This window comes from Lunatimonas sp., assembly GCF_020832325.1.
In the GTDB taxonomy this organism is placed as follows: domain Bacteria; phylum Bacteroidota; class Bacteroidia; order Cytophagales; family Cyclobacteriaceae; genus Lunatimonas.
The window spans coordinates 116247-141318 of sequence record NZ_JAFIEU010000029.1 but is presented as its reverse complement, the minus strand read 5'-3'; the positions used below and the strand labels follow the sequence as shown (position 1 = coordinate 141318).

The 25072-nt window shown below is 48.7% G+C and carries 16 protein-coding genes; 8 read left to right on the top strand and 8 right to left on the bottom strand.

Translation table 11 applies throughout. From position 1 onward, the window contains the following. The 5 genes from JJU34_RS21830 to JJU34_RS11385 all read right to left on the bottom strand — a co-directional run. A partial coding sequence (locus JJU34_RS21830) for a transposase (RefSeq protein ID WP_366512700.1) occupies nucleotides 1-141 on the bottom strand: 141 nt, incomplete at its 3' end. Nucleotides 142-1003: 862 nt separating this feature from the next. Beyond that, the gene (locus JJU34_RS11400) at nucleotides 1004-1576 is read right to left on the bottom strand and encodes a RidA family protein (RefSeq protein ID WP_228692492.1); all 573 of its coding nucleotides are present in this window, start codon (nucleotides 1574-1576) and stop codon (nucleotides 1004-1006) included. 115 nt (nucleotides 1577-1691) lie between these two features. Continuing rightward, nucleotides 1692-3299, bottom strand: a complete 1608-nt coding sequence (locus JJU34_RS11395) for an aminotransferase class V-fold PLP-dependent enzyme (RefSeq protein ID WP_228692490.1) — start codon at nucleotides 3297-3299, stop codon at nucleotides 1692-1694. A gap of 2 nt (nucleotides 3300-3301) precedes the next feature. Then, nucleotides 3302-4552, bottom strand: coding sequence for an amidohydrolase/deacetylase family metallohydrolase (locus tag JJU34_RS11390; protein ID WP_228692489.1), 1251 nt, complete (start codon nucleotides 4550-4552; stop codon nucleotides 3302-3304). A gap of 13 nt (nucleotides 4553-4565) precedes the next feature. Further along, nucleotides 4566-5864 (bottom strand): amidohydrolase/deacetylase family metallohydrolase, encoded by a 1299-nt coding sequence (locus tag JJU34_RS11385; protein ID WP_228692488.1) that lies wholly within the window; start codon nucleotides 5862-5864, stop codon nucleotides 4566-4568. Nucleotides 5865-6121: 257 nt separating this feature from the next. On the opposite strand from JJU34_RS11385, the gene JJU34_RS11380 reads away from it, so the two are divergent. From JJU34_RS11380 to JJU34_RS11365, 4 genes are all read left to right on the top strand, one after another. Further along, nucleotides 6122-7390: an Nramp family divalent metal transporter gene (locus JJU34_RS11380; protein WP_228692487.1), complete on the top strand. Its 1269-nt coding sequence runs from the start codon at nucleotides 6122-6124 to the stop codon at nucleotides 7388-7390. A 489-nt stretch (nucleotides 7391-7879) separates the two neighbouring features. Continuing rightward, nucleotides 7880-10936 carry a SusC/RagA family TonB-linked outer membrane protein gene (locus tag JJU34_RS11375; protein ID WP_228692485.1) on the top strand — a complete coding sequence of 1019 codons (3057 nt, stop codon included), beginning with the start codon at nucleotides 7880-7882 and terminating at the stop codon, nucleotides 10934-10936. 12 nt (nucleotides 10937-10948) lie between these two features. Beyond that, nucleotides 10949-12568, top strand: a complete 1620-nt coding sequence (locus JJU34_RS11370; protein WP_228692484.1) for a SusD/RagB family nutrient-binding outer membrane lipoprotein — start codon at nucleotides 10949-10951, stop codon at nucleotides 12566-12568. 85 nt (nucleotides 12569-12653) lie between these two features. Beyond that, on the top strand, nucleotides 12654-15968 hold the full coding sequence (locus tag JJU34_RS11365; RefSeq protein ID WP_228692483.1) for a VCBS repeat-containing protein: 3315 nt from the start codon (nucleotides 12654-12656) through the stop codon (nucleotides 15966-15968). Here the strand turns inward: JJU34_RS11365 and JJU34_RS11360 are convergent. From JJU34_RS11360 to JJU34_RS11350, 3 genes are read right to left on the bottom strand one after another with little or no spacing between them, the layout of a single operon-like run. Beyond that, nucleotides 15958-17046 carry a bile acid:sodium symporter gene (locus tag JJU34_RS11360; protein ID WP_228692482.1) on the bottom strand — a complete coding sequence of 363 codons (1089 nt, stop codon included), beginning with the start codon at nucleotides 17044-17046 and terminating at the stop codon, nucleotides 15958-15960. The genes JJU34_RS11365 and JJU34_RS11360 overlap by 11 nt on opposite strands. Then, a complete protein-coding gene (locus JJU34_RS11355) occupies nucleotides 17043-18137 on the bottom strand; it encodes a bile acid:sodium symporter family protein (RefSeq protein ID WP_228692481.1) in 1095 nt (364 codons plus the stop codon). The genes JJU34_RS11360 and JJU34_RS11355 overlap by 4 nt, the downstream gene beginning before the upstream one ends. 54 nt (nucleotides 18138-18191) lie before the next feature. Then, nucleotides 18192-18656 (bottom strand): RidA family protein, encoded by a 465-nt coding sequence (locus JJU34_RS11350; RefSeq protein ID WP_228692480.1) that lies wholly within the window; start codon nucleotides 18654-18656, stop codon nucleotides 18192-18194. A gap of 301 nt (nucleotides 18657-18957) precedes the next feature. Between JJU34_RS11350 and deoC the strand changes: the two genes are divergently transcribed. The 4 genes from deoC to JJU34_RS11330 all read left to right on the top strand — a co-directional run bounded on the left by deoC (nucleotide 18958) and on the right by JJU34_RS11330 (nucleotide 24975). Continuing rightward, nucleotides 18958-19617, top strand: coding sequence for a deoxyribose-phosphate aldolase (gene deoC / locus JJU34_RS11345; protein WP_228692479.1), 660 nt, complete (start codon nucleotides 18958-18960; stop codon nucleotides 19615-19617). A gap of 213 nt (nucleotides 19618-19830) precedes the next feature. Next, nucleotides 19831-22329 (top strand): DUF1549 domain-containing protein, encoded by a 2499-nt coding sequence (locus JJU34_RS11340; RefSeq protein ID WP_228692478.1) that lies wholly within the window; start codon nucleotides 19831-19833, stop codon nucleotides 22327-22329. Nucleotides 22330-22352: 23 nt separating this feature from the next. Continuing rightward, a complete protein-coding gene (locus JJU34_RS11335; RefSeq protein ID WP_228692476.1) occupies nucleotides 22353-23783 on the top strand; it encodes a DUF1501 domain-containing protein in 1431 nt (476 codons plus the stop codon). Between the two features lie 124 nt (nucleotides 23784-23907). After that, complete coding sequence (locus JJU34_RS11330) at nucleotides 23908-24975, top strand: twin-arginine translocation signal domain-containing protein (protein ID WP_228692475.1); 1068 nt, start codon at nucleotides 23908-23910, stop codon at nucleotides 24973-24975. The last annotated feature ends 97 nt before the right edge of the window (nucleotides 24976-25072 follow it).

Here is a 25072-nt window from a genome sequence, read left to right as displayed (position 1 = left end):
ACAGTAATTGGTGTGTCCGCATTTTTTGCAGACATACCCTTCCTTCCATTTGAGCTCTGCCAGATACTTATAGCATTCCCTGTCCGAGGGAAACTTCTCCTGAAATTCGAATATGGAGAGACTCTTATACCTTTTTTCCATAAAAACCGTGTTTCAGAGCAATGTAGGTAGATTTTAGCCATTTTCAAAATGCCTAATTCGATATGATAATTTTGGTAATAAAATTGAACTATTGAAATACAGCACAGAAAATGGACTTGTGTATAGAGAAACCTGGGAATATGATAAGGACAGTTTTCTTCGAGTTCACAAAGAGGAATTTTTACAATATGAAGGTAACCGAATAGTAGACAAAGAATAAAAACGCACCATAATAGGCAATATAACCAGTAGCGGGTTCACTGGTAGCTTGAAAAGTTCTACCCCGCATCAAGGTTTGTAACGGTTATCAGGGATGTCGCCCGCATACCGCCACTGGTCATATTGCAATCCACTTCCATCAAAGCGGGGCCAACCGCGCCTTTGCAACTTTGTGGATTTTAAGTACTTTCATTGCATCACAAAGATTTTCGCTATAAATTCCGCTCAGATGGAAGCGACATACCGTTTAGGGCATATGCAAAAAACAAGAACACCTTATAAGAATAGATCACGTTTTAGAACATTGACGTGCTGAATACGGTAAATAAATAGTCGTCACTTTCCTCAACTTCTATTTCGTTCTACTAAGATAATAGGGCTAACGCCCTTGCTTCAGGATTATTTACTCAGTTCGCATGACACTGGTTACTAGGTTTTTTGGGTTCTTTCCCTTAGAACTAATTTCGCAAGGAGCCGGGCTAAGAGGGAGATGGCTTTGGGTGGGTCCGCAGGATCAGTTTTCAAGTTATCATCTAGCCACCTAGCGCGAACGTAAAAAGAGGCTGCCCGTTTCGGACAACCTCTTTATTTTGACTTAATCGAAGCGGTGCGGCGTTTTTTTTCTAGGCCGTTTGAATAATACTTAGTCCTCAACCTCAACGATCATATCAATCTCAACAGCAATATTGTTCGGCAAGGAGCTCATGCCGATGGCCGCCCGTGCATGCTTGCCTTTTTCCCCAAATACCTCTACCATCAAATCTGAAAATCCGTTGATTACCTGAGAATGGTTTTTGAAGCCGGCGTCTGCATTCACCATGCCTTGCGCACGAACGATACTTTTTACCTTGTTCAGATCTCCGATTTCTGCTTTGAGGGAGGAAAGTAAGGAAATACCGGTAAACCTAGCTGCTTCGTAGCCTGCATCTATGTCCAAGTCCTCACCTAGCCTGCCGATTACCTGTGTTCCATCGGGCCTGTCGGGTCCGTGTCCTGCCAGGTACACCAAATTACCGGAGCGTTTTGCTTTCAAGTAGTTGGCTGTAGGAGCGTTTGGCATGATAAGCGTGATTCCCAAGGCTTTGAGATTGGCTTCGGCATCCACTCCGTCACTGATGGAGGAGGTTGGATGTTCGCTGCTGGTTCCAGACTTTTCCGGGCTGCATCCCATGGATAACAAGATCGGTATCAGTAAAGTAAACAATGTTTTGTTCATTGTAGTGATTTTAGTGGGTTAAAAGGTCCAAATTAGACTAGTAGGTTTTTTAAAGCAGAAAGTTACCCCAACTCCACGCAATTTGCAAGTGCCGAGTAGTTGGGGTGTAGGGGTGTTAGGTAGCCAATGGAGGTCCGTCAGGGATCAGAATCGTTCTTCGGGGTGCCTGATAGTCCTGTTTGGTGGCCGTAAATTTGGCGTTTTGGTACTCCCCTAGGTGGATATTACCGGTAAGTGTGTTGCCTTCGAGGGTGCCCGAAAACATAAAAGGAACACTTTTTCCTGGCTCTCGGAAGGTAGAATGCAGTTTGACCGTTTTTCCTTCCATGGTACCTATGATATCCTGGGTGGCAAAATCACTTTCGTGCCTTCCCGCCAGCCAGTTTTCGTCCTGTTCTAAAAACCACTGATGGGTGGTTTGACTGCTGGAGTACTGTACCACTACCGTCCAGCGTCCGGCCATGCTTCCCACAGGGGCGGCCATGGCTTTTTTGGGCTGCCGTTTCATTTTCAGCACTTCTTGGATACGATTGGCCACGATGGGTACTTCGGAGGCTATCATTTGGCTAGGGGTCACGGTTAGCGAGGTGCTATCGGTTCCGTTGTCCCTGCCCCCTACGGCTATTCGAGGCTGGTTTCGGCCCAGAAACTCGGCCATTTCGGGGCCCGTGATGTGTAAAACAGCGGGGTCCCACAGGATATGAAGCGTTGGGGCCCGGTTGTTGAGCCCAGTAGGTTCCTGGATTTGGGTGGTTACTCCTTTTACCTTAGTGACAGCATCCGAGATCTGTCCCAGCCATTTCATCCAGTTGTCCCATTCCTGAGGGTGGTTTCGGGTGGTCCATGCCTCTACGGCTGCCAGCATACCCATCATTTCTTCTTTGCCTACCTTGTTATCCCTTCCGGGCCCGTGGTGTGGGGAAGATGCTTGCCACGCAGAAAGCAATATGTCTTTTTGGCCCAAGAGAAGGCCGGCACACTGTGGACCGCATATGGCTTTGCCACCGCTGTAAGCCACCATGGTTGCGCCCCGTTCAAAATGGACGACCGGGATTGTGAGATCTTCCGCCGCTGCGTCCACGAGCACGGGGATGTTTTTTGGTTTGGCGATGCGTGCGATATTCTCTAACGAAAGCGGTTTCCCTGTGTCGGAAGCGTTGTTGGTCACCAAGTAAATCATCGCTGTGCGTGGGTTGATCGCTTCTTCCAATTCTTCTGGAGTGTTGACCTCGATGATTTTTACACCGACATTCCGAATCGAGGCGTCGTAGACGTTTCGGGAATGGCGAGGAATGATTACCTCATTTTTTGGCACATCGTCCAGAAAGGGTACCCGCATCAATATTTCTGGATTGCCCCCGGTGACACAGGCTACCGTGGCATGCTTCATGGCAGCAGCACAGCCGGCTGTGATGATGCCCCATTCGGCCTTTGTGATGTCTGCCAAACGTTGCCCAATGCCCGCTGCGAGTTCATCGTACTGGATGAAATTTCCTGCCGCTGCTTTCATGGCCTCTAACACCTCCGGGCGCTCTCTGGATCCGCCGATGATGGTGAATGTGCCCCGACAGTTGATGATGGTGTCTACGCCGATGGAGCCGTAGATATCTTCATCCAATGCCAGTGGGCCTTTTTCCCGCTGCTGGCCAGCTTCTGCCATTGACAGAAAACTTCCGCCTATGGGCAGCATGGCCAATCCTTTGATTACTTCTCTTCTATCCATTTTTAGTTATCTATTTTTAAAGGTGTGGCCGAAAGTCCATTTAAATCATAGACGATACGGCCTGCCCGAATGGTAAGTTCGGGTTCAATTAGTCTGTTTCCTTTTATACTCACTCCGCCTGAATCTACAAACCCAAAGGACCCTTCCCGAATGCGGATCAGGGTCAAGTCTGCTACGGCACCTTCGCTGAGGTGTCCCAAGTCTTCCCTCAGGAGGGCTTGGGCGGTTCCCCAGGTGGCTTTTTCCAGAACCTCCTCCAGTTCCAATCCGAGGGCAAGAAATTTGGAGAGGACGTTTGCGAAATTTTTCATGCCTGAATTCATGCTGAAACGGTGCAGGTCGGTTCCAAAGGTATCGGGTCTTAATCCTTGTCGGATGGCGGGCACGGCTTGGTCAAACCAAAAGCCCGCACCGCCATGACTGAGGTCAAAGAGGATTCCCCGGTTTTTAGCCTCCAGCACTTCCGGTCTCAGCTTGCCCTGCTCGTCCACGACGGGGCTGCGATCACGGATATTTTCATAGGTATGGGTGAGCAAGTCCCCCGGTCTCATCCGTTTCAGTTGATCTTCCAAGCTGTACTCGGGAAGGTGGCACTCTACGATCAGTGGACGTTTGGCCAGCGTGGCCGCCTCGATGGCAAGATCAAACGGCTGCCAGCTTTTCCCTTCGTAATGGCCGATTTTGACACCTACCATCAGATCAGGGTATTTTTGGATCATGTTGAATGTCATCTCAGGGTTCATGTCCTGTATGTCCTGCTGAAATGGATCCCCACTCATACCACCACCGGCTATGTTCAAAAACGCCAACACGCGGGTTTGTGCTACGTCGATGACGGTAGTTTTGAAGTGTTCGAAATTTCGCCAGCCGGAGGTACCTGCGTCCACTACAGTCGTCACTCCGGCGCGGAAAGAAAAGGCATCCGGAAACACACTGGAGGATCCTCCTGCGAACACCCGTGGATTTTCGCCCACAAACACATGCGTATGGGGATCTATAAATCCCGGACTGATCCACATTCCGGCAGCATCTAGGACCTTCTTCGCCTCCTGCGCAGGTATGGTGGAAGCGACCTTAGCGATTTTGCCATGTAAAATGGCCAGTTCCATGGGCTGGTTGATGCCGTTTTTGGCATCGAAGAGGTGGCCGTTTTTGATGACTATGTCGTAGGATTGGGCCTGCGAGGTGACCGAAAGGGCCAGGCAGGCTCCGAGTTGCATCCATACCAGGCATAGGACTAGTTTCCACCGCATAGGGTTTCTTTGTTTATCTCTTTTGAAGTTCAGTTTCCCAATGGGGCGCGCTGATACCATTCAAGTCCCACATGATCCGGCCGGCCCGTATGGTAAGCTCGGCTTCTAGTTTCTGGGTAGCATCGATCTTGGTCCTTCGGATATCCATAAAGCCGAATTCACCTTCTCGCAGGCTAAATACCGCGACATCTGCCTCGGCACCAACGTCCAAATTGCCCAATTCGGGTCGGGAGATCACCTGAGCAGGGCGCCAAGTAGACCGTAGGATCACATCTTGTAGGGACATGCCCATTCCCATAAATTTAGATAATAAATTGCACATGTCTTTAAATGCCCCATTCATACTATCTTTATGAAGGTCGGAACTGATGACATCGGGGAGGAATCCCTGCTGTAAGGAGGGGATGGCTTGCCTGAACGAAAAAGCACCGCCTCCATGGCCCACATCAAATACAATTCCTCTTTTTTGGGCCTCAAAGACGAAAGGTTTGACCTGTAGGTTTTCATCCACTACGGTCTCTCGGTTTGCAGGCCCGTAGGAATAGGTATGTGTGAAGATATCCCCAGGTCTGAGGTGTTTCATAAACAGATCCTCGATGGAGTTTGGTGGTTGGTGTTCGCCAAAGTCCACCATCACGGGAACTTTGGCAAGTTTGCCTGCTTCCACGGCAAGGTCTACCTGCGTGAAGTCTCCCCAGTAGTGGGCCGACTTGATCCCAACCAGCAGGTCGGGAAACAGCCGGGTAATCATGTGAGAGGTCATGGTTGGGTTCATGTCAGACACATCTTGCTCCTCGAAGCGACCGTACATGCCCGTGCCCACGATATTTAGAAATGCCAAGATACGTGTTTGCGAACGGTCTATGGTCTGTTGCTTAAATTGTCGAAAGTTTCGCCAACCCGAGGATCCGGCATCTACCACTGTAGTTACGCCAGACCGGAAGGTAAAGCCGTCTGGAGGTAGGCTGGTATGGCCATCGGCAATATAGGACTGTGGTTCGGTACCGTGAAATACGTGTACGTGCATGTCCACCAGTCCGGGAGTGACATATAATCCCGAAACGTCAATGACCTGCTTCGCTTGGGCAGCGGGAATATTCGGAGCTACCCGGTGAATCTTCCGGTTGGAAATGGCCACATCCATGACCGCATCGATGTTATTTTTGGGGTCTATCACATGCCCGCCTTTTAGCAGCAGATCTATGTCTTGGGCAAGCGCAGATAAGCTCAGCGAGAACAGCAGGGCAAACGTGCCTAGGTATCGCAACCCTGCCTTTGCAGTGGTGCCAGAATGGTTGGATTTTTTCTTCATTTGAAAAGGGGGCAATAAAACGTGCGAATTCAATGAGGTCCTAGTTGTCCATGCGGGACTCCCGAATGGGGTGATCGAGTAGGTTAGGGTGACTATCGGTATATCCGTGGGTTAATTTATGAGAAATATTGCTTTAAAATATATTTTTCCCAAGCAATATTTTATAAGTTTAGCATTGCGGGGTAAAAAGGTAATCTGAATGGATAAAAGGTGTCGTTTCGTTTCGGATTGCGTTTTCCAAAGCCCTATCAAATACTATGAACGAGAAAAGTCATTCTTTGCTTGGCCGTATATGGCTTTGGATGCTGAGCATTGGGCCTGGGATCTTTTGTATCGGCTATACCGTGGGCACCGGAAGCGTTACCTCCATGGCAAAGGCAGGAAGCCAGTTTGGCATGGAGCTGTTGTGGGTCTTGGTATTGAGTTGCTTTTTTTCATGGACCCTGATGGAAGCCTATGGACGTTACGCTATTGTTACCGGCAATACGTCCATTTACAGTTTTAAGACAAAAATCAGAGGAGGCAAATGGATCGCCCTGTTAGTAGTAGTGGGAATTATCATTGCACAGTGGAATTCCCTATCGGGGATATTGGGGCTGAGTGCGAATGCGCTTTATGAAGTGGCGGTTCTCTTTTTCCCCGGTCTGCCTCAGGAGAATTACTGGGCGATATTGGGCATCGCTATTTTTTTGGTCGTAGTCATGTATGGCTTTCTTTTGGTGGGGCAATACTCGTTTTTTGAGAAGGTATTGGTCGTTTTTGTTACCCTGATGGGGATATCCTTTATCATTTCCATGTTTGTGGTGCTACCCGATCCGATAGCTATCGCAAAGGGCCTTAAGCCAAGTATTCCGGCGGTGCCTGGGGGCAAGTTGTTGGTGGCGGCATTTGTGGGGACTACGATGGCGGCGCCGACCTTTGTGGTGAGGCCCCTGTTGATGAAGGGGAAGGGATGGACTCAGCAACATACCAAAGAGCAGTCCAAAGATGCCTTGCTTTCGGCATCTCTTATGTTGGTCATCAACCTGGCCATCATGGCCGCTGCAGCGGGGTCCTTGTTTGTGGAGGGTAAGACCATTGAAAAGGTGATGGACATGGTATATACCTTGGAGCCGATTGCGGGAAAGTTTGCCGTGGTCATTTTTATGACCGGAGCGTTGAGTGCTGGTCTTTCATCTATTTTCCCCATTCTTATGGTAGCCCCCCTCTTGGTGGCTGACTACAAAGAAGGTGTGCTGGACACAGCCTCCACTCGTTTTAGGGTGTTGACCGGGGTAGCATGTGTGGTGGGCCTGACGGTTCCGATATTGGGAGCAAACCCCATATTGGCACAAATCCTCACCCAAGTGGCGGCAGTTTTCATCTTGCCCGTAGTCATAGGTTGTATCTTTTACCTGATCAATCGGAGAGATTTGATGCAGGCCCATAAAGCCGGTATTTGGCTTAATATGGGGTTGGGAGCTGCTTTGATCTTCTCGGTATTGATTTCTTATACGGGGTTTTTGGCCCTACGGGAAATGTTTTGATAAAGGGATGAGCCAACAGATAAGTGGTAAATACACTTCGGATCACCCGTAGGTATATTAAAATATTTATAGAAAAATAAAATTTTTTTTAGGTGGAAATCCCCATTCTTAGAAACAAATAATGGGTTGTGGCGAAAATAATTTTATTTTTTTTAACATCTGTTTAATAAAAGATGGTTTCGCTTTGTCTGTATGTGCGGATGCATTCCTGTTACCGGCAAGGTACATTGCAAGTGATTTTTTTTATTCGTAATATTCGACTGCGAATTGCCTTAACCTCCCAAGCCTAAACCTAACCATTTCAATTTTATCACCTAAGAATGGCATGGCCCATCATAAATTTCTACACTGGATACCCTACAGTATAGGGGTTGAATGGAGAGGATTTTTGAGGGCTGTCTTCAGTGATAAATTGGACGTTATGGAAGAAGGTGTGAGGAGGGTGGCAATACCACAGAAAACAATTTACTTTAATCAATCAATCATCTTATGAAAAAAAGTTTACTCGCTTTTCTTCTGCTGCTGTTTACTGGCGTATTCGCCTTTGCACAGGAGAGGACAGTTACCGGAACGGTGACTGATGCTGATGCTGCTGCACCCTTGCCAGGCGTCAGTGTACTCGTAAAAGGGACGAATACTGGCACCATTACCGATATAGACGGAAGGTACAGTATCAATGTCCCCGCTTCAGGAACAACGTTGGTTTTTTCTTACTTGGGTTATTCCAGGCAAGAAATGGCTATTGGAAATTCCAATGTCATCAATGTAGGCTTGAAAGCGGAAGAAACGGCCCTAGGGGAAGTAGTAGTTACTGCGTTCGGTTTGGAAAGGGAAAAGAAAGCCCTTACTTACACCGTTCAGGATGTGGGAACCCGGGAATTGACCGAAGCCAGAGAATTGAACGTGATGAACTCTCTGTCCGGAAAAGTAGCTGGCTTGTCTATCAACCGATCCGGTTCAGGTGTGGGGTCTCCTACCAGAGTTATTTTGAGGGGTAACCGTTCCATCAGTGGGGATTCTCAACCACTATACATTGTGGACGGTGTGCCTGCAAGAGGGATAGAAAACCTAAACCCCGACGACATCGAAAGCATCAACGTGTTGAAAGGCCCAAATGCGGCAGCTCTTTATGGTAGCCGGGCAAACAACGGGGCGATCGTGGTGAATACCAAAAGAGGTAAGCAGGGTTTCAGCGTTGCCTTGAACTCTAGTATTATGTTTGATGCCCCCATTTTGATGACCAACTATCAGAACTTGTACGGACAGGGGTCCGGTGGGGTATATTCTCCTGCTTCCGAGTTTTCATGGGGTCCTAGGCTAGATGGTTCTCAGGTAGCGCATTGGTCAAGAGTTGATGGAAAAGTAGGAACTACCTATCCGTTTTCTCCCCAGCCGAACAACGTACGGGATTTCTTCCAGACCGGTTATAACCGGGCCTACACCCTTTCTGTTACCGGTGGTGGCGAAAAGAACCAAACTTATTTCTCCTATACCTTTGCCGATGCGGCTGGTGTAGTTCCAGGAAATGAGTTGAAGCGTCACAGCTTGAACTTGCGTTTGACCAACAAGCTAACCGATAAGTTGACTTTGGATTCCAAGTTGAACTATATCCGTCAGGATATCGACCAATTGTTGAGACAGGGTGAGAGTTTCGATAACCCGATCCGAAACGCCTACCGTATCCCTCGTAACATCCGCACAGAAGACTTGCAGCAGTTTGAGTATACCAACGCAGCAGGCCTCTTGAGACAGAACTATTTCAACCCAGGATCTAATGGCGGTATGAACCCCTATTGGACAGTGAATAGGAACCTCTTTAACAATACCTTGGATAGGATGATTGGTTTGACGTCTTTGAGCTATGAGATCACCGAAGGGTTATCCGTACTTGCTAGGGCTGCGTTGGATCGTTCGTTCACGAGTAATGAAGACGCGATCTATAGCGACACCTATGTGATCGCGCAAGATGGTCGCTATGGGGTTGGTTTTGGCCAATCCATGGAAATCAATACGGACTTCTTGATTTCCTATGAAAAATCACTCAGTCAAGATTGGTACTTCAACGTAAACGTAGGTGGTAATGCCCGAAAGGATAGAAACACTAGCCTTAGCTCCAACACCGGTCCAAACTTGGTGATTCCAAATTTCTTCGCCTTGAACAATACGCAACTTGTAGCGTCTACTTATGGTGTGGGTGCGCCCCGTGATGTTAACTCGCTTTATGGGTTCAGCCAGGTAGCTTGGAAGAATGCAATATTCTTAGATATCACCGCAAGAAATGACTGGAGCTCCACATTGCCTAGGACTAACTGGTCGTTCTTTTACCCATCTGTAGGTTTGAACGCCGTAGTTTCTGACTTGGTGGAATTACCTACCTGGTTGACCTTTGCCAAAGTGAGGGGTTCCTTTGCCGAGGTAGGTAACGATACGAATCCATTTCAGCTTCAGCGCCAGGCTTTCTTGGATCCAGGAGGGCGTGCGGGCTACTTGCGGCTAGATACTACCTTGCCAAACGCCAATTTGCTTCCCGAAACCACTCAGTCACTTGAAATAGGTGCAGACGTGCGTTTATTTGATAATAAATTGGGAATTGACTTTACGTACTACAAGACCAACTCGTTTAACCAGTTGTTTACAGTAGGTCTTCCGGTAGGTTCGGGAGCTTCCCAGTTCTTTACCAACGGGGGTGACGTTCAAAACCAAGGTATAGAAACAGTCATCACGTTGAATCCGATTAAGCGTGCAGACTTTGAGTGGAATATCACAGCTAACTTTGCGAGAAATATTTCCATGGTAAATTCCATCAACGATGAACGTCCTAGAGTGCAGGTAGGTGGTGATTTCCTCCGTCAATTCTTCGTTGAGGAGGGTGCTATGTTTGGTGAAGTGTATTCAAGAGGTTACTTGAGAGACGATCAGGGTCGAGTGATTATCGGTACTAACGGGCTTCCTAGGACTACACCTGGCTTTACCGTGAGAGTTGCCAACTACAACCCGATATGGTTAGGCGGTATTCAAAACAATTTCAAGTACAAGAATTTCCGTGCCAACTTTACCATTGACTTCCGTCAAGGAGGATCCATTGCATCTTTGACCAATGCCATCATCTATGCCGATGGGTTGACAGAGGAAACCTTGCAAGGTCGTGAGGGCGGTTTGATCTTCGGACAGAATTTCATGGCGCATGAGACTGCGGTATTAGAGACTGGAGAGCCAAACAACATTCCTATCACCGCAGAGCAATTCTGGGTTCAAATGGGTGGAAGAAACGCACCTATCGGAGAGGTGTTCTCAGTCTCTGCTACCAATGTTAGGATGCGTGAAGCTGTGGTCGGTTATAACATTCCAGCCAGCAGATTGGAAAAGTTACCCATCAGAACGGCTAGTGTAAATTTCGTCGCTCGTAACCTGTTTTTCTTGCTCAATAGAGCCGGAAACATCGATCCGGATGTAACCGTTGGTACCGGAACGGCAGCGCAAGGTTTCGATTCCTTTGCACCACCTACCGCTAGATCCTTTGGTTTCAATGTTAATCTTGGATTCTAAAATTTGAAAACTATGAAATTGATAAAGAATATACTCGGATTTTCATTGGCAGCCGGTTTGTTTTTCGGCTGTACGGAAAATTTTGAAGAATTGAATACCCGTCCGGATGTTATTCTTGCGGATAATTTGGACTTGGGGCTATTGGGACAGGCTTTTGCCAACGCCCAGTGGAGAACCATGTATGGTGTGCCCGGAACAGCTGGACCAGGAGGTTTTCAGTTGGCCCAAAGCTTGTTTGCAGACATCTATTCGCAATATTTTGCCAATACTGCTACAAACTTTGACTCAGACAGACATACCCAAGTAGGTGGTTGGTCAAATGGTGCTTGGAATACATTTTACCAGCAGGCTGCACCGGTGATCGACTTTGTGGAGAAGTTTACTGCTGCAAATAATCTGCCTTTGGAGAATGCTTTTGCTAAAGTTTTGAAGGTGTATGCATATCACCGCATCACAGACTACTGGGGTCCTATCATCTATTCCAATTTTGGAAATGGAGAAACAACTGTTGCTTATGATACCCAGGAAGCCATTTACAAAAGTTTCTTTCCAGAACTGGATGCCGCTGTAGCTGTTCTTAAAGCAAATGCGGGAGGAACTGCATTTGTTGCCCATGATCAAATTTATGGCGGAAATGTGAATCAGTGGCTTCAATTTGCCAATTCACTCAGGTTGAGGCTTGCCATGCGGGTAAAATACGTAGAGCCTGCTTTGGCGAGGGCCGAGGCAGAAAAAGCCATCAGTGATGGGGTTATCCTGACAAACGACAACTCTGCGTCTGTTCAGACAACAACTAACTCCAGACACCCTTATTGGACCATTACAAACTGGGGTGAGTTCAGAATGAGTGCGCTCATGGAGAGTGTTCTTAAAGGATACGATGATCCTCGTATGGGCGTATACTTTAGCCCTACTCAAGATTTTGTGAGTGGAGATTCCCCAAACCAATACAAAGGGGTTAGAAATGGACTTCCAAGGGCTGACTTAGATCAAGGCGCACTAAACCGGGCACATTCCGATATGGGAATACGTTGGTTGAATGCAGGGCGAGGTGGATTGCCTTTCGGTCCTCGATTCAGAATGATTAGCGCCGCTGAAGTGTTCTTCCTTAGAGCGGAAGGCGCTTTGGAAGGTTGGAATATGGGCGGAACTGCCAAAGATCTGTATGAAAAAGGCATCGAAATGTCCATGACTGAAGAACGGATCGGAGCTTCAATAGAAGATGTGCAAGCCTACATCGCACGGACAAATACACCTGCCCCGGTCACCTATGCTGCGAGACCTGATTGGAACGTGCCTGCTTCTTCCGACATACCGGTTGCATTCTTGACAGCTGGTGACAAGGAGAAACAATTGGAGCAGATCATTACCCAAAAATGGCTGGCTATTTATCCCGATGGCTGGGAGGCATGGACAGAATTGCGAAGGACCAAATATCCAAAGCACTTCCCCAGAGTGGCCTCAGACAACGTAGACGTGCCGAGGGATCGAGTGATGCCTAGACTGATTTTCGTAGAGGGTGAATACAATAACAACCGAACAGCAGTAGAAGCGGCTGAGCAGTTGTCAGAGCTCACTTCCCGTGGTGGTAACAGAAACTCCACCAAACTTTGGTGGGATGCCAAACCTTAATTCAAATTTCTTCGACCGATTTGGTTAATAAAAGTGCCGTCGATTGACGGCACTTTTTTATTTTAGAGCCTAAATAGCTACCGTTATGTCTGTCACCACCCGTATGCGCACCCTTTCTGCGTACCTGGTTTTATTGGTTGGAGTTGCCTGTAAGCAGGAAGATCCAAATGCGCTTTTTACCGAAATGTCCTCAAAACAAACCGGCATCAGCTTCCGAAACCTGGTACGTGAATCCGAGGAATTCAATGTACTTACCTACGGGTATTTCTACCAAGGGGGTGGCGTAGCTATAGGCGACATCAACAACGATGGGCTTCCGGATATCTATTTCTCAGGCAACATGATGGCGAGTAAACTCTACCTGAATAAAGGCAATCTGGAGTTTGAAGACATCACCGAATCGGCTGGGGTGGCGGCTGCCGGACTGTGGAACACCGGCGTAACTATGGCTGATGTAAACGGCGACGGGCTATTGGACATATACATCTGTCGGTCTGCGGCTAATGATCCCAACCGTCGTAGAAATGTGTTGCTAATCAACAACGGCGACCTGACCTTTACTGACCGGGCCAACGAGTTTGGACTGGATGACCCGGGATATTCTACGCAGGCGACTTTTTTCGACTACGACAGGGACGGCGATTTGGACATGTTTTTGCTCAACCATTCCACCCAGGAATACGCCGGTTTTAGCCGCATAGACGGCAGTTTCAAAAACCGGAAGGGGGAATTTTTGGGGGATAAGCTGTTTCGCAATGAGGGGGGCAAATTTGTGGACGTCACCCAGGAGAGCGGGATCATTAACAACGTACTGGGCTTTGGCTTGGCCGTGACCGTCACAGATATCAACAACGACGGATGGCTAGATATTTACGTCAGCAACGATTACAACGAGGAGGACTACTTGTATATCAATCAGCAAGACGGCACCTTTGTGGAATCGGTACGCGAATACCTCGGGCATGTCTCCCTGTTTTCCATGGGGGCCGATGCCGCAGATATCAACAACGATGGATTGGTGGACCTGTTGACCATGGATATGATGCCCGAATACACGTATAACCAAAAGACCATACTGGGGCCAGAGAACTACGACAAATACCGCGAACTGCTAGCCAAGGGTTTTTTTTCACAAACGATGCGGAACATGCTTCACCTGAACCTGGGAAACGGATATTTCAGTGAGATAGGGCAATATGCCGGCGTGTCCCAAACGGATTGGAGTTGGGCAGCATTGGTTGCTGACTTTGACAACGATGGGTGGAAGGATATTTTTGTGGCCAACGGCTATGCGCGAAACTACCTGGACATGGATTTTTTGAATTACATGGTGAGCGAGCGCATCCGGAGTAATCAGGGAGCCAACAAGGAGGATGCCCTCATCGAACTGATTGAAAAAATGCCTCCGATCTACGTAGAAAACTACCTGTACCACAATAACCAGGATCTTACCTTTACCAATCGGGCAGCCGAATGGGGTTTAAAGGGGCTGACCGTTTCCAATGCTGCGGCCTATGCTGATTTGGACGGGGATGGGGATCTGGATCTAATCGTATGCCACACAAACGATCCAGTTTCGGTCTACCGAAACAACAGTGAGCGACTTTTTGATAGAAACTTCTTGAAAGTTCGCCTAGCGGGGAATAATCAAAACACCAAAGGCATTGGCGCAACCGTGACCGCCTATCAGGGCGATAGGCTGTTCAAGAATGAGCTGATGCCGGTGCGTGGGTATCAATCTGCCGTCGATCAGGAACTGCTGATCGGACTCGGTGAGGTGCAGGTGTTGGATAGCCTTGTGGTACGCTGGCCCACCGGCGAGCGAGAGGTATTGCGCGATGTGCCCGTCAACCAAACCCTTACACTAAAGCAGGAAAATGCCCAGCTAGAAGAGGAGATTCCAGAAAGGCCACTACCGATCTTATCGGAAGTCGAGGGGCAATTGGGAATCACATTTACCCACTCTGAAAGTGGCATATTGGAATTTACCCAAGACCGCTTGATGCCCAATACCATGTCGGCTTCGGGTCCTAAGATCGTTTTGGGTGATGCAAATGGAGATGGCTTAGACGATATCTACATTTGCGGGGGAAAGGGCCAAGCGGGGCAGTTGTTTATTCAGAAGCGCTCCGGGGAATTTGCTGTCAGCGTGCAGGAAGCCTTTTTGCTGGATGAGGCCCATATTGATACCGATGCGGTCTTTTTGGATGCGAATGGAAACGGTCATTTGGATTTACTTGTGTTGAGTGGCGGAAGTGATTTCGCGGCTGGAGACCCGCTTTATAGGGACAGGTTGTATCTGAATGACGGACGAGGTGCCTTTCGCCGCGCGCCGCAGGAACTGCCCCATCAGCCGGGAAGCGGTGGTGCGGTGGGGGCCGCAGATGTGGATGGGGATGGATTGGTAGATTTGGTAATTGGCGGGCGTTACGTACCGGGCAGCTTTCCCCTGGTACCGGATAGTTACCTGCTGCGGAATTTAGGAGATGGAACCTTTGAAGATATCACCCAGTCTTTTGCGCCTGCACTTCGTAACGCAGGAATGATTTCAGACCTGCAATGGGTGGACCTCAATGGGGATCAATGGATGGATCTGGTGCTAGTGGGTGAATGGATGGCGCCTAAGGTCTTTTTAAACGACAGAGGCAAAGGCCTAACACTCCAAAACGATTCGTTTAGCGCCGACCTTTCCGGATGGTGGCAGAATATCACTGCTGCCGATCTGAACGGAGACGGTCATCAAGATCTGATACTGGGTAATTTCGGGGACAACAATCCCTTTAATCCAAGTACGCAGCAACCTATGCGGTTGATTTATAAAGACTTTGACGGTAACGGATCGGTGGATCCCATTTTTACCTATTACATCGCAGACACGAGTGCTTTTGCCTTTAGTAGAGATGAGTTGCTGGGCCAATTACCCTTTTTGAAGGGAAGATTTACCGATTACCGATCCTTTGCGCAGCGGGATATCAGTGGGTTTTTTACCGCCAAAGAACTAGAAGGTGCCGATACACTACGTGCTGTCACGTTACAATCCGTGGTATTGATGAACGATGGCAATGCTCGGTTTGAAGTGAAACCTCTGCCCAGAGAGGCACAGTTTTCTCCACTTTATGCGGTCGAAGTGGCAGATATAGATGGAGACGGGGTGCTCGATATCCTAACGGGGGGCAACCTGGCCAAAACACGGGTTAGCATGGGGCAGCAGGATGCCAATCCGGGATTTATTTTCCTGGGAGATGGCACGGGATCATTCAGCCTACGCAGCCCACAGCTGGGTCAGCTGCCTGTGAAGGGAGACATTCGGGATATACTTCATCTTTCGATAAATGGAAGGAGTCACTTTCTCTATACGCGGAACAACGGAACTACCGAGGTGTATCGCCTCAATCGTTGACCTTCGGCGGCTTTCGGTGCCAGTAAGAGGCCAATACGGATCCAGTAATGTTTTGAAGTACACTGAAGATGGCAGGAGCCAATCCTACCGTAGCCAATTTACCCATTTCCTTGGCCAATCCACCGGCCATGCCTCCGTTTTGTAGACCTACTTCTAGGGCTATGGTACGGCTATCTCTTTCGGATAGCCCAAAAAATCTGCTCGAGAAATACCCCAAGTTGTACCCTAGCACATTGTGTAGAAGAACCCAGAAAGTCAAGGCAACTCCCAGTGCCAGAAAGTTGTCCCTCCCGGATGCGGTGATCAATACGATCACACAGGCGATTACGACCATAGAGGCAGTAGGCATGATGCGCTGAATCCAAGCTGCGCGTTGGCGCATCAGGTGGTTAAACGCCAGTCCGCCCACCACCGGGAAGATGACCAGTTTGAAAATGGTCCACATCATATCTGAAACCTGTATGGCCACATACTCTCCAGCGAGTAATTTCATAAGGAGGGGAGTAGTGAAGGGAGCCAATAACGTGGAAACCGCCGTTAGCGTGATGGACAGCGCGAGGTTAGCCTTTGCGAGGTAGCTGATCACATTGGAAGCCACGCCACTCGGCGAGCAACCCACCAAGATGATTCCTGCGGCAATCTCCGGGGGCATGCCGCTCCACTTGGCAATCAAAAATCCAGAAAGTGGCATCAAACTTAGCTGGCATGTCAGCCCTATACCTACCCCTTCGGGCATTTTTACTACGCCAACAAAGTCACGTACCGTCATGGAAGAACCCATGCCGAACATGATAAATTGGAGCATAGGGATGATCAATTGGTTTAGCTGATAGCCTTTATAGGCTATAAATGGCTCGGGATACAGCAGGGCAAGTGCAGCAGCGGCCAGTATCATCAAGGTGTATACATAGCCTTTGAATCGATCATGGTGGTAAAAGGCCACACCCAAGCAGCACAGCGCGAAAATCAGTGAAGGCCCCCGCTGATCGAGGGGAACAAAAGGCAGGGGAAAAATGGAAAGGAGCAGTCCAACGGCTGCCAGTCCGGAAAAATACGCAAAAACAGGCTGGTTTCTCACGGATTATCGCCGGGTACTTTTTTAGCGGGTTTTTCGAGCGGGGGTTTTCGGTGCCAGTACGATGCCAACACGGATCCGGTAATGTTCATGAGTGGCCCGAAAACTGCTGGTGCCAATCCCACGGTCGCTGCTTTGCCCATTTCGTTGGCCAACCCAGACGCTAGGCCACCGTTTTGCATGCCCACCTCTAGGGCGATGGTTCGGCAATCTTTTTCATCCAACCGTAGCAACCTGCTGATCCAGTACCCTAGGTTATACCCCATCAAGTTGTGAATCATCACCAAAACGATGAGGATTCCGCCTATTTCCAGCAAGCTATCCCTGCCTGCAGCAGTGATGATGGTAATGATGATACCAATACCTATCATAGAAACCAAGGGCATGGCGTCGTCCAGCCATTTGGCTTTGCCACTCAAAAAGCGGTTGAAGAGCAGCCCTCCCCCGATGGGAAAGATGACCATCTTAACGATGCTCCACATCATGTCCCACACGTCTATGGCGATAAAGGTGCCCGCCAGCATTTTCATCAAGAAGGGGGTTGTGAAGGGTGCCAGAATGGTCGCTACGGCTGTGATGGTGATGGATAGCGCTAAATTAGCCTTGGCCAGGTAGCTCATTACGTTGGATGCCAAGCCGGACGGGGTGCATCCGATGAGGATAATACCCGCTGCAATTTCTGGTGGAAAACCACTAAGGCTGGCAATGGTAAACCCGAGTAGCGGCATGATGGTAAGTTGTGAAGCCAATCCCACAAATACTCCTTTGGGCATTTTGGCCACACCCACAAAATCCTTGATAGACATGGAGGTACCCATGCCAAACATGATAATCTGGATTAGTGGGGTGATCAATTTGCTGAAGGAATAGCCCTCGTATTCGGTGAGCGGCTGAGGGTAATACATGGCTGCCGCTACACCGGCAAAAATCATGGTGGTATAGGTGTAGCCTTTTAATCGATCAAACCCCCTAAACCCAACACCCAAAAGCACAAAGAAAGCAATCATCAAGGGCCCTGTGGATTCGATTTGGCCACTAGCCATTAAGAGTAGTGCGATCACAAACAATAGCAGGGCAGCTATCAAAAGGCCCATGAATAGTCTTTGGGTTTTCAAGGCTAGGTAGGTTTAGGGGGGTAATCTCAGAGATTAAATGTAGGCAATGCAGTCCATTTCAACCAAGGAATCGCCAGGCACTCCGCCGTAGGTAGCCACTGTGGTACGTACGGGAGGTTTGCTGCCAAAGCGGCCCCTGAATACCTCATTCATGCCCTTGTAATCGTTCAGATCGTGCAGGTATACGTTCACTTTCAAGACCTTCTCCATAGAGGAACCGGCCTTTACCAGTTCTTTTTCCAGTTCCTTCAGCACATGGTCGGTATGCGCTTTGATGTCTCCATCGAAATGTGCACCCTTACCGGCAATAAACACCATGTTGCCCAGTTTGGTGGATCCAGAGAAGAGGGGTACATCCTGATCCTCCACAATATTAAAAGCTTGTTTTTCCGGCGTGGCGGTCTCTGAATGTGCGCTAGCCACGGTACTGATTCCGGCGAAGCCCGCCAATGAAGCGAACAGTTTCTTTAATGTTGATCTTCTTTCGATTTTTTTCATGTGTTTATAATTGTTTTTTAATGTTCAGAACATGGTCCGATTTATCGGGACGCCTGCCTCGTCGGCAGACAGGCTCGTCTTTATACCCAAAACGATTTAGGGTGTCATTCAAAATTCGGTGAATTTATGCTTTTCTATGCGTATCTGCAAATGCTTTACCATGTCGGGCCTCTTATTGGTGATTACCAGTTTTTGGCGTGTTTGTCGTTTAGTTGCCGTTTTGGGACAAACCAAAGTTTGGGGAACGTTGAATGGTGTTTTGGGTTAGATTTGCTATATTGGCACAGAACTGAACAGATGAATGCATAACTTGAACCGTTACCTAGAGCACACGCTCTTGAAGGCAAACTGCACCCTGCAGGAGATAGATCAGCTTGTATTAGAGGCTAAACGCTTTCAATTTAGGGGTGTCTGTGTGCCTCCTTTTTGGGTAAAGCAGGTGAAGCGCGACCTTAGCGACCTGGATATTCAAGTAGTGACGGTAGTTGGATTTCCGTTTGGGTACACGACCACCGAAGCAAAGGTGCAGGAGACGCAGCAGGCAATTCGGGACGGTGCAGATGAGATCGATGTGGTCTGGTCCCTGACGGCCTTTAAATCTGGTATGCCTTGGCCTAAAATTGAATTGGCAAAGCTCTCCGCCATTTGTCACGATGAAGGACGTTTGCTAAAGGTCATCGTAGAAACCGCTTACCTGAGTGATTCGGAGCTAATGGAGGCTTGCGATATTTGCAGCGATGCGGGAGCGGATTTTGTAAAAACCTCGACGGGATTTGCCCCGGAGGGAGCTAAGGAAGCTCATGTGCGCTTGATGCGCAGCCGGCTTCCCAGTCAGGTAGGCATCAAGGCAAGTGGAGGAATCAGGGATTTATCCAGTGCAGTCCGCCTGATTGTCGCAGGAGCAGACCGCATTGGCACGAGTGCCGGACCGACTATCATGCAGGCACAAGAGACCCTTTGATCGTTTCTTTAAAACATAGGTGCCGTAGAAATCAGTGTTTTGCCACTCAAACGATCCTGTCTAGAAGCAGGTAAGTACAGGAAGGTATATTCGCTAAAAATAGATAATATTGTAATATTAGGAAAAATAGGGGATTGTCGGAATGCGAAACGATTTCATGATAGGATTTGTTTTTATATTCCGGGCTAATCTCAAACGATACAAATGCGAGTTATGAACAGCCTTTCTTTCCCCGAAACGATCAAGCGGGAACTTCCGAAAATACTCAGTTTAGGTCTTTTATTTACCGTAGGTTTTCTAGGCAATGCCTGGGCAGATGACGGTAGCGTAGCCTCCGGGGAGCCATTTTGGCTGTGGAAGCTGCTGGGCCGGCTGCATCCCATGGTGGTCCACTTTCCCGTAAGTCTTCTGGTCTTCGCTGCCTTTTTGGAGCTTTTTACGTTGGGTAACTTCCATAGTAAACTCCGACCCGGTATACGAATGCTGGTGCTTGGAGGAATTCTGGCAGCCTTTGCCTCAACCCTTTTTGGTATCTTATTGGCAAATGTGGAAGGCTATGGGGGAGATACCTTGGTCATTCACCAATGGGCCGGTATAGCAACTGCGGCGTTGGGAATTCCGCTATACCTCATGCTAAGAAAGACGGAGGATTCAAACAGCGTAGCTTCAGTGAAGGGTTATCGAGCGGTTCTTTTTGTGGCTGCTTTTGGGGTTTCTTTTGCGGGGCATTTTGGTGCTTCGCTTACCCATGGGGATGACTACCTCACCAGCGTGTTGCCCTGGAACGAGGACAATAGCTACACTCCGGTGGCCATGGATATCGATTTGGTATCTTATCAGGCCGAGGATCTTTCGGAAGAAAAGCAAGTTAAACTTGTCGGTCAGGTTCGGGCGATCTTTGCCCATAATTGCTATAACTGCCACAGCAGTGCAAAGATCAAGGGTGATCTGAGACTGGACAGCAAGGAGGCAATCTTTGCTGGCGGAGAGTCAGGTCCGGTGATTGTTCCCGGCAACTCATCATCTAGCGACCTGATTCGTAGGATAAAGCTGCCGGCTGGCCATAAAGATGCCATGCCATCTAAGGGGAAAACCCTTAGCAAGGATGAAATAGCGGTGATCAGTTTGTGGGTGGAGAAAGGGGCACCCTGGCCCGATGCCGTCGAAAACCAAAGCGTATACCGAGTGGCAGAGCTAGCCCCACGTATGCCCAGACTCCCTGCTTCTAAGGCAGGGTTGGAAAACCCGGTGGACCTGTTGGTGGATGATTATTTTGCCAAAAGATCTTTGAAATGGAAGCAGCCGATCGACGACAAAACTTTCTTGAGACGGATTTACCTGGATGTTTTGGGCGTGTTGCCTACTCCTGAAGCTTATGAGGCCTTTCTTGGCGACTCAAATTCCGATAAACGTGAGCGCATCGTCGATGAGCTGTTGGCCAAAAACGACGAATACGCCATTCATTGGCTTACCTTTTGGAACGATGCATTGCGAAATGATTACACTGGCACCGGATACATCACACGGGGTAGGTTTGCCATCACGGATTGGCTTTATACCTCCCTACGGGATAATAAACCCTACGATGTGTTTGTAAAGCAATTATTGAACCCCGATGAAAGCTCGAAGGGATTTATTGAAGGGATTCGATGGAGAGGAGATGTAAATGCCAGTCAGGTGACGGAAATGCAGGCAGCGCAAAATGTGGGGCAGGTGATCCTAGGGCTTAACCTGAAATGTGCATCCTGCCACGACAGTTTTATCAGTGATTGGAAGTTGGAAGAGGCCTATGCCTTTGCAAATATCTTTGCCGAAGAGGACTTGGAGGTAGCTCGCTGCGAAACACCCATCGGAAAAAAAGCCAGTACCAAGCTTCTCTGGGAAGAGCTGGGAAGCATAGACAGTACTGCCAACCGCGAGGAAAAGCTCCGGCAGCTTGCGGAGTACTTGGTGCAGCCTGCCAATGGGCGGATGTACCGCACGATTGTGAACCGGATATGGAAGCAACTGATGGGTCGGGGCTTGGTAGAGCCGGTAGATGAAATGGACAACGAACCATGGAGTCAGGACCTGTTGGATTGGCTGGCCAGCGACTTTGCAGACAACGGCTACGACCTCAAGAGACTCATTCGCACTATAGCCACTTCGAAGGCCTATCAACAGCCTTCCATTAGTTTTGATGATCCGTTGGACTTGGTAGATGATAACTATGTATTCGAAGGTATGGTGCGGAGAAGGTTGACGGCCGAGCAATTTTCCGATGCAGTGAGTAGCTTTATTTACCCCTTGTTTGACGAGAAACAGGTGAAATACAATCCTTTTCAGCTTGTTAGTTCAGAGCAGGCCAAAATGGAATTTCCCCGTGCATCACTGGTTCAGAACAATGATTTCTTAAAGGCGTTGGGCAGACCAAACCGGGAAATCGTATCCACCAGCAGGGATTCCCAGGCTAGCTTGCTTCAGGCCTTGGAACTGACCAACGGTGTGACGCTTAACGAAGCCCTGCGCCAAGGAGCGGAACGTTGGAAGGAAAAATATCCGGACGGGGAGATACTGATTCACGAGGTCTTTAGGCAGTTGCTTGCCCGCGATCCCCAACAATCGGAGTATCGCATTGCCCAAGAGGTATTGGGAGAGGCTCCTTCCGTGGAGGCCGTACAGGACTTCTTCTGGGCACTTGTTCTGTTGCCGGAATTTCAGTTAATTTATTGACAGCGAAAAAAATCGACATCCTCATGAAGACGATTAGGAATAGAAGGGATTTTCTCAAAAAAACCAGCGCGGCGGCTATGGCCACCATGGCGATGGGTGCACCGTTGTCGGGTTTGCTCAGCTCCTGCCAACGCACGCCGCAGGCCATGCCTACTACCGCAGACAGCGTTATTCTCCTGTATATGGCAGGAGGAATGGCCCATACGGAGACCTTTGATCCCAAAAAATACACCCCTTTCCGTAAAGGCATGGAATCGAAAGAGGTATTGAGTACCTTTCCCTCCATTCCCACAGCGTTGGACGGTATTCAATTTTCAGAGGGATTGGAAAACATCGCTCAGATCATAGACCGTGGAACGCTGATACGTTCCTACGTGGCGGCAGATTTGGGCCACATTTTGCATACACGACACCAATACCATTGGCATACATGTTACGAACCGCCCCAATCGGTGCTGGTTCCGCACATGGGTTCTTGGATATCGAAGGAATTAGGTCCATTGAATCCGGTGATTCCTGCATTTATCAATATCGGGCAGCGATTTACTGTAGGCGAGGGCGAAGAGCTAAAGGCCTTTCACAGTGCCGGTTTCCTGGGAAGTGAATATGGTCCCTTTCTGATACCGGATCCCACGGGGGGGCTGGATAGCGTGCGTCCTCCAGTGGGTATGTCCACCAAACGATTTGAATCCAGAAATCAACTGTACGAGCGCCTCATAAGCGAGAGTGCCATGGGTGAGTTTGGTAGTGACTACCAAAAAGAATCCCTCAAGCGCTCCATGGAACAGGCCTATATCCTGCTTAATTCACCGGAAGCGAAGGCATTTGATTTGAGTCAAGAGCCTAAGGAGAAATACGATGCTTATAACACCGGCAAGTTTGGGCTTGGTTGTCTGATGGCAAAGCGTCTGGTAGAGCAGGGTGCCAGGTTTATCAGTGTGACTACCGAATACGAGCCGTTTTTCGGCTGGGATACCCATGAAAACGGCCACACTAGGCTGGTAGATATGAAAAAAATGATCGACGCCCCCATTGCTCAGTTGATTAAAGATTTAGACGAGAGTGGCAGGCTGGACCGGACCATGATCATTTTGGCGAGTGAATTCAGCAGAGATATGCTTACAGAGGGCCGTCCCGACCTGAAGGTGAAAGACCAGGTGGAGGTACCGGATATCATTGAGGATATGAAAAACTACGGCATGCACCGTCACTTTACAGACGGATGTTCCATGCTGATGTTTGGAGGAGGGGTTAAGCGTGGACACGTGTATGGAAAAACAGCCGATGAGCGCCCCTGTAAAACCATTGAAAAGCCCATCAAGATAGACAGCATTCATCAAACCATGTATCATGCGTTGGGGATAGATCCTGAGAAACATTACGAAATCGAAAAGCGGCCCTTCTATACCACACCGGATGGATTGGGCAAGGCGGAGTTGGATCTCTTGACCTAAGTCACCAAGGTAGGGAAGACCTGACAGCGTTCAGGCCTTCCCTTTTTGCTCCATTTGGCGGTATCCCAAAGAAATTAAGCGATCACTATGAACCATACAGATTAACCCACTCAATTTCCCATCAATGAAAAAATCACAAGATTCGCGGAGATCATTCATGAAAAAAACCGGTGTTGCCGCGCTAGTAGGTGCGGTGGCACCTTCGATCATTATCCAAAAAACCCATGCTATGAAAAAAGAAACTATTTTGGGCCACGGCTCACACCGCTATCGCGTCATCGAGGGCTGGGGAGTCCTTGACGCAGGCAAAAACCCTGTAAATGACTGCCATGAGATGGTGGAGGATGCCAAAGGCAGGCTTTTTATGCTGACCAACGAAACCAAAAACAATATTCTGGTATACGACAAGTCGGGAAAACTTTTAGAAAGCTGGGGTACCACCTATCCGGGTGCACACGGACTCACCTTGAGCAACGAAGGGGGAGAGGAGTTTTTGTTTATTACAGACACTTCACGTAATCAAGTGATCAAGACTGACTTGAAGGGCAAGGAGGTCATGAAATTGGATTACCCGCGCGAAACCGGCAAATACGACTTCCCCAATCAATTTGTACCTACCGAGACGGCCATCAATCCGGCCAACGGCGACATTTATGTGGTGGATGGATACGGTAAAAACCATGTGATGCAGTACAATGCCAAAGGTGAGCTTATCCGGGCGTTTGGAGGTTCGGGCAGTACGGATGAGACCTTTAATTGCTGCCACGGGATTGTGGTGGACACCCGCAACAAAAGCAATCCAACCCTGCTGATTACTGACCGAGGCAATATGCAGTATAAGCGTTTTACGCTGGACGGCAAGTACCTCAAAACCATCCCCATGCCAGGTTCGTTCGTGTGTCGTCCCGTTCTGCACGGCGACAATGTGTATGCGGCGGTGTACCGAAGCACTACGCAGGAATACCCCAATTCCGGCTATATCACCATCTTGGATGCAAACGACAAAGTAGTCAGCACACCAGGGGGAACCGCTCCGGAATATGTCGGCGGGAAACTGCAGGAGCAACGGAAAGACAGATCTTTTATGGGCTTTATGCATCCTCATGATGTATGTGTGGACCGGGATGGCAATATCTATGTGCCTCAGTGGGCATCGAAAAAGACGTATCCGGTGAAATTGGAGCGGGTGTAAGCCGTAGTAGAAAACGCTAAAAAGAGCCCTTTACAAAAGGGCTAGGTCGTTTAGCCCTATCTATACAGTTGGATAAATTCACAAAAGGCTGCTCAGT

Bases quoted from the DNA above. Each gene is read 5' to 3' on its own strand.
- JJU34_RS11365 (WP_228692483.1), top strand. From the start codon at position 12,654: ATGTCTGTCACCACCCGTATGCGCACCCTTTCTGCGTACCTGGTTTTA.
- JJU34_RS11375 (WP_228692485.1), top strand. From the start codon at position 7,880: ATGAAAAAAAGTTTACTCGCTTTTCTTCTGCTGCTGTTTACTGGCGTA.
- JJU34_RS11400 (WP_228692492.1), bottom strand. From the start codon at position 1,576: ATGAACAAAACATTGTTTACTTTACTGATACCGATCTTGTTATCCATG.
- JJU34_RS11330 (WP_228692475.1), top strand. From the start codon at position 23,908: ATGAAAAAATCACAAGATTCGCGGAGATCATTCATGAAAAAAACCGGT.
- JJU34_RS11380 (WP_228692487.1), top strand. From the start codon at position 6,122: ATGAACGAGAAAAGTCATTCTTTGCTTGGCCGTATATGGCTTTGGATG.
- JJU34_RS11390 (WP_228692489.1), bottom strand. From the start codon at position 4,552: ATGCGGTGGAAACTAGTCCTATGCCTGGTATGGATGCAACTCGGAGCC.
- JJU34_RS11355 (WP_228692481.1), bottom strand. From the start codon at position 18,137: ATGGGCCTTTTGATAGCTGCCCTGCTATTGTTTGTGATCGCACTACTC.
- JJU34_RS11395 (WP_228692490.1), bottom strand. From the start codon at position 3,299: ATGGATAGAAGAGAAGTAATCAAAGGATTGGCCATGCTGCCCATAGGC.
- JJU34_RS11350 (WP_228692480.1), bottom strand. From the start codon at position 18,656: ATGAAAAAAATCGAAAGAAGATCAACATTAAAGAAACTGTTCGCTTCA.
- deoC (WP_228692479.1), top strand. From the start codon at position 18,958: ATGCATAACTTGAACCGTTACCTAGAGCACACGCTCTTGAAGGCAAAC.
- JJU34_RS11335 (WP_228692476.1), top strand. From the start codon at position 22,353: ATGAAGACGATTAGGAATAGAAGGGATTTTCTCAAAAAAACCAGCGCG.
- JJU34_RS11370 (WP_228692484.1), top strand. From the start codon at position 10,949: ATGAAATTGATAAAGAATATACTCGGATTTTCATTGGCAGCCGGTTTG.
- JJU34_RS11385 (WP_228692488.1), bottom strand. From the start codon at position 5,864: ATGAAGAAAAAATCCAACCATTCTGGCACCACTGCAAAGGCAGGGTTG.
- JJU34_RS11340 (WP_228692478.1), top strand. From the start codon at position 19,831: ATGAACAGCCTTTCTTTCCCCGAAACGATCAAGCGGGAACTTCCGAAA.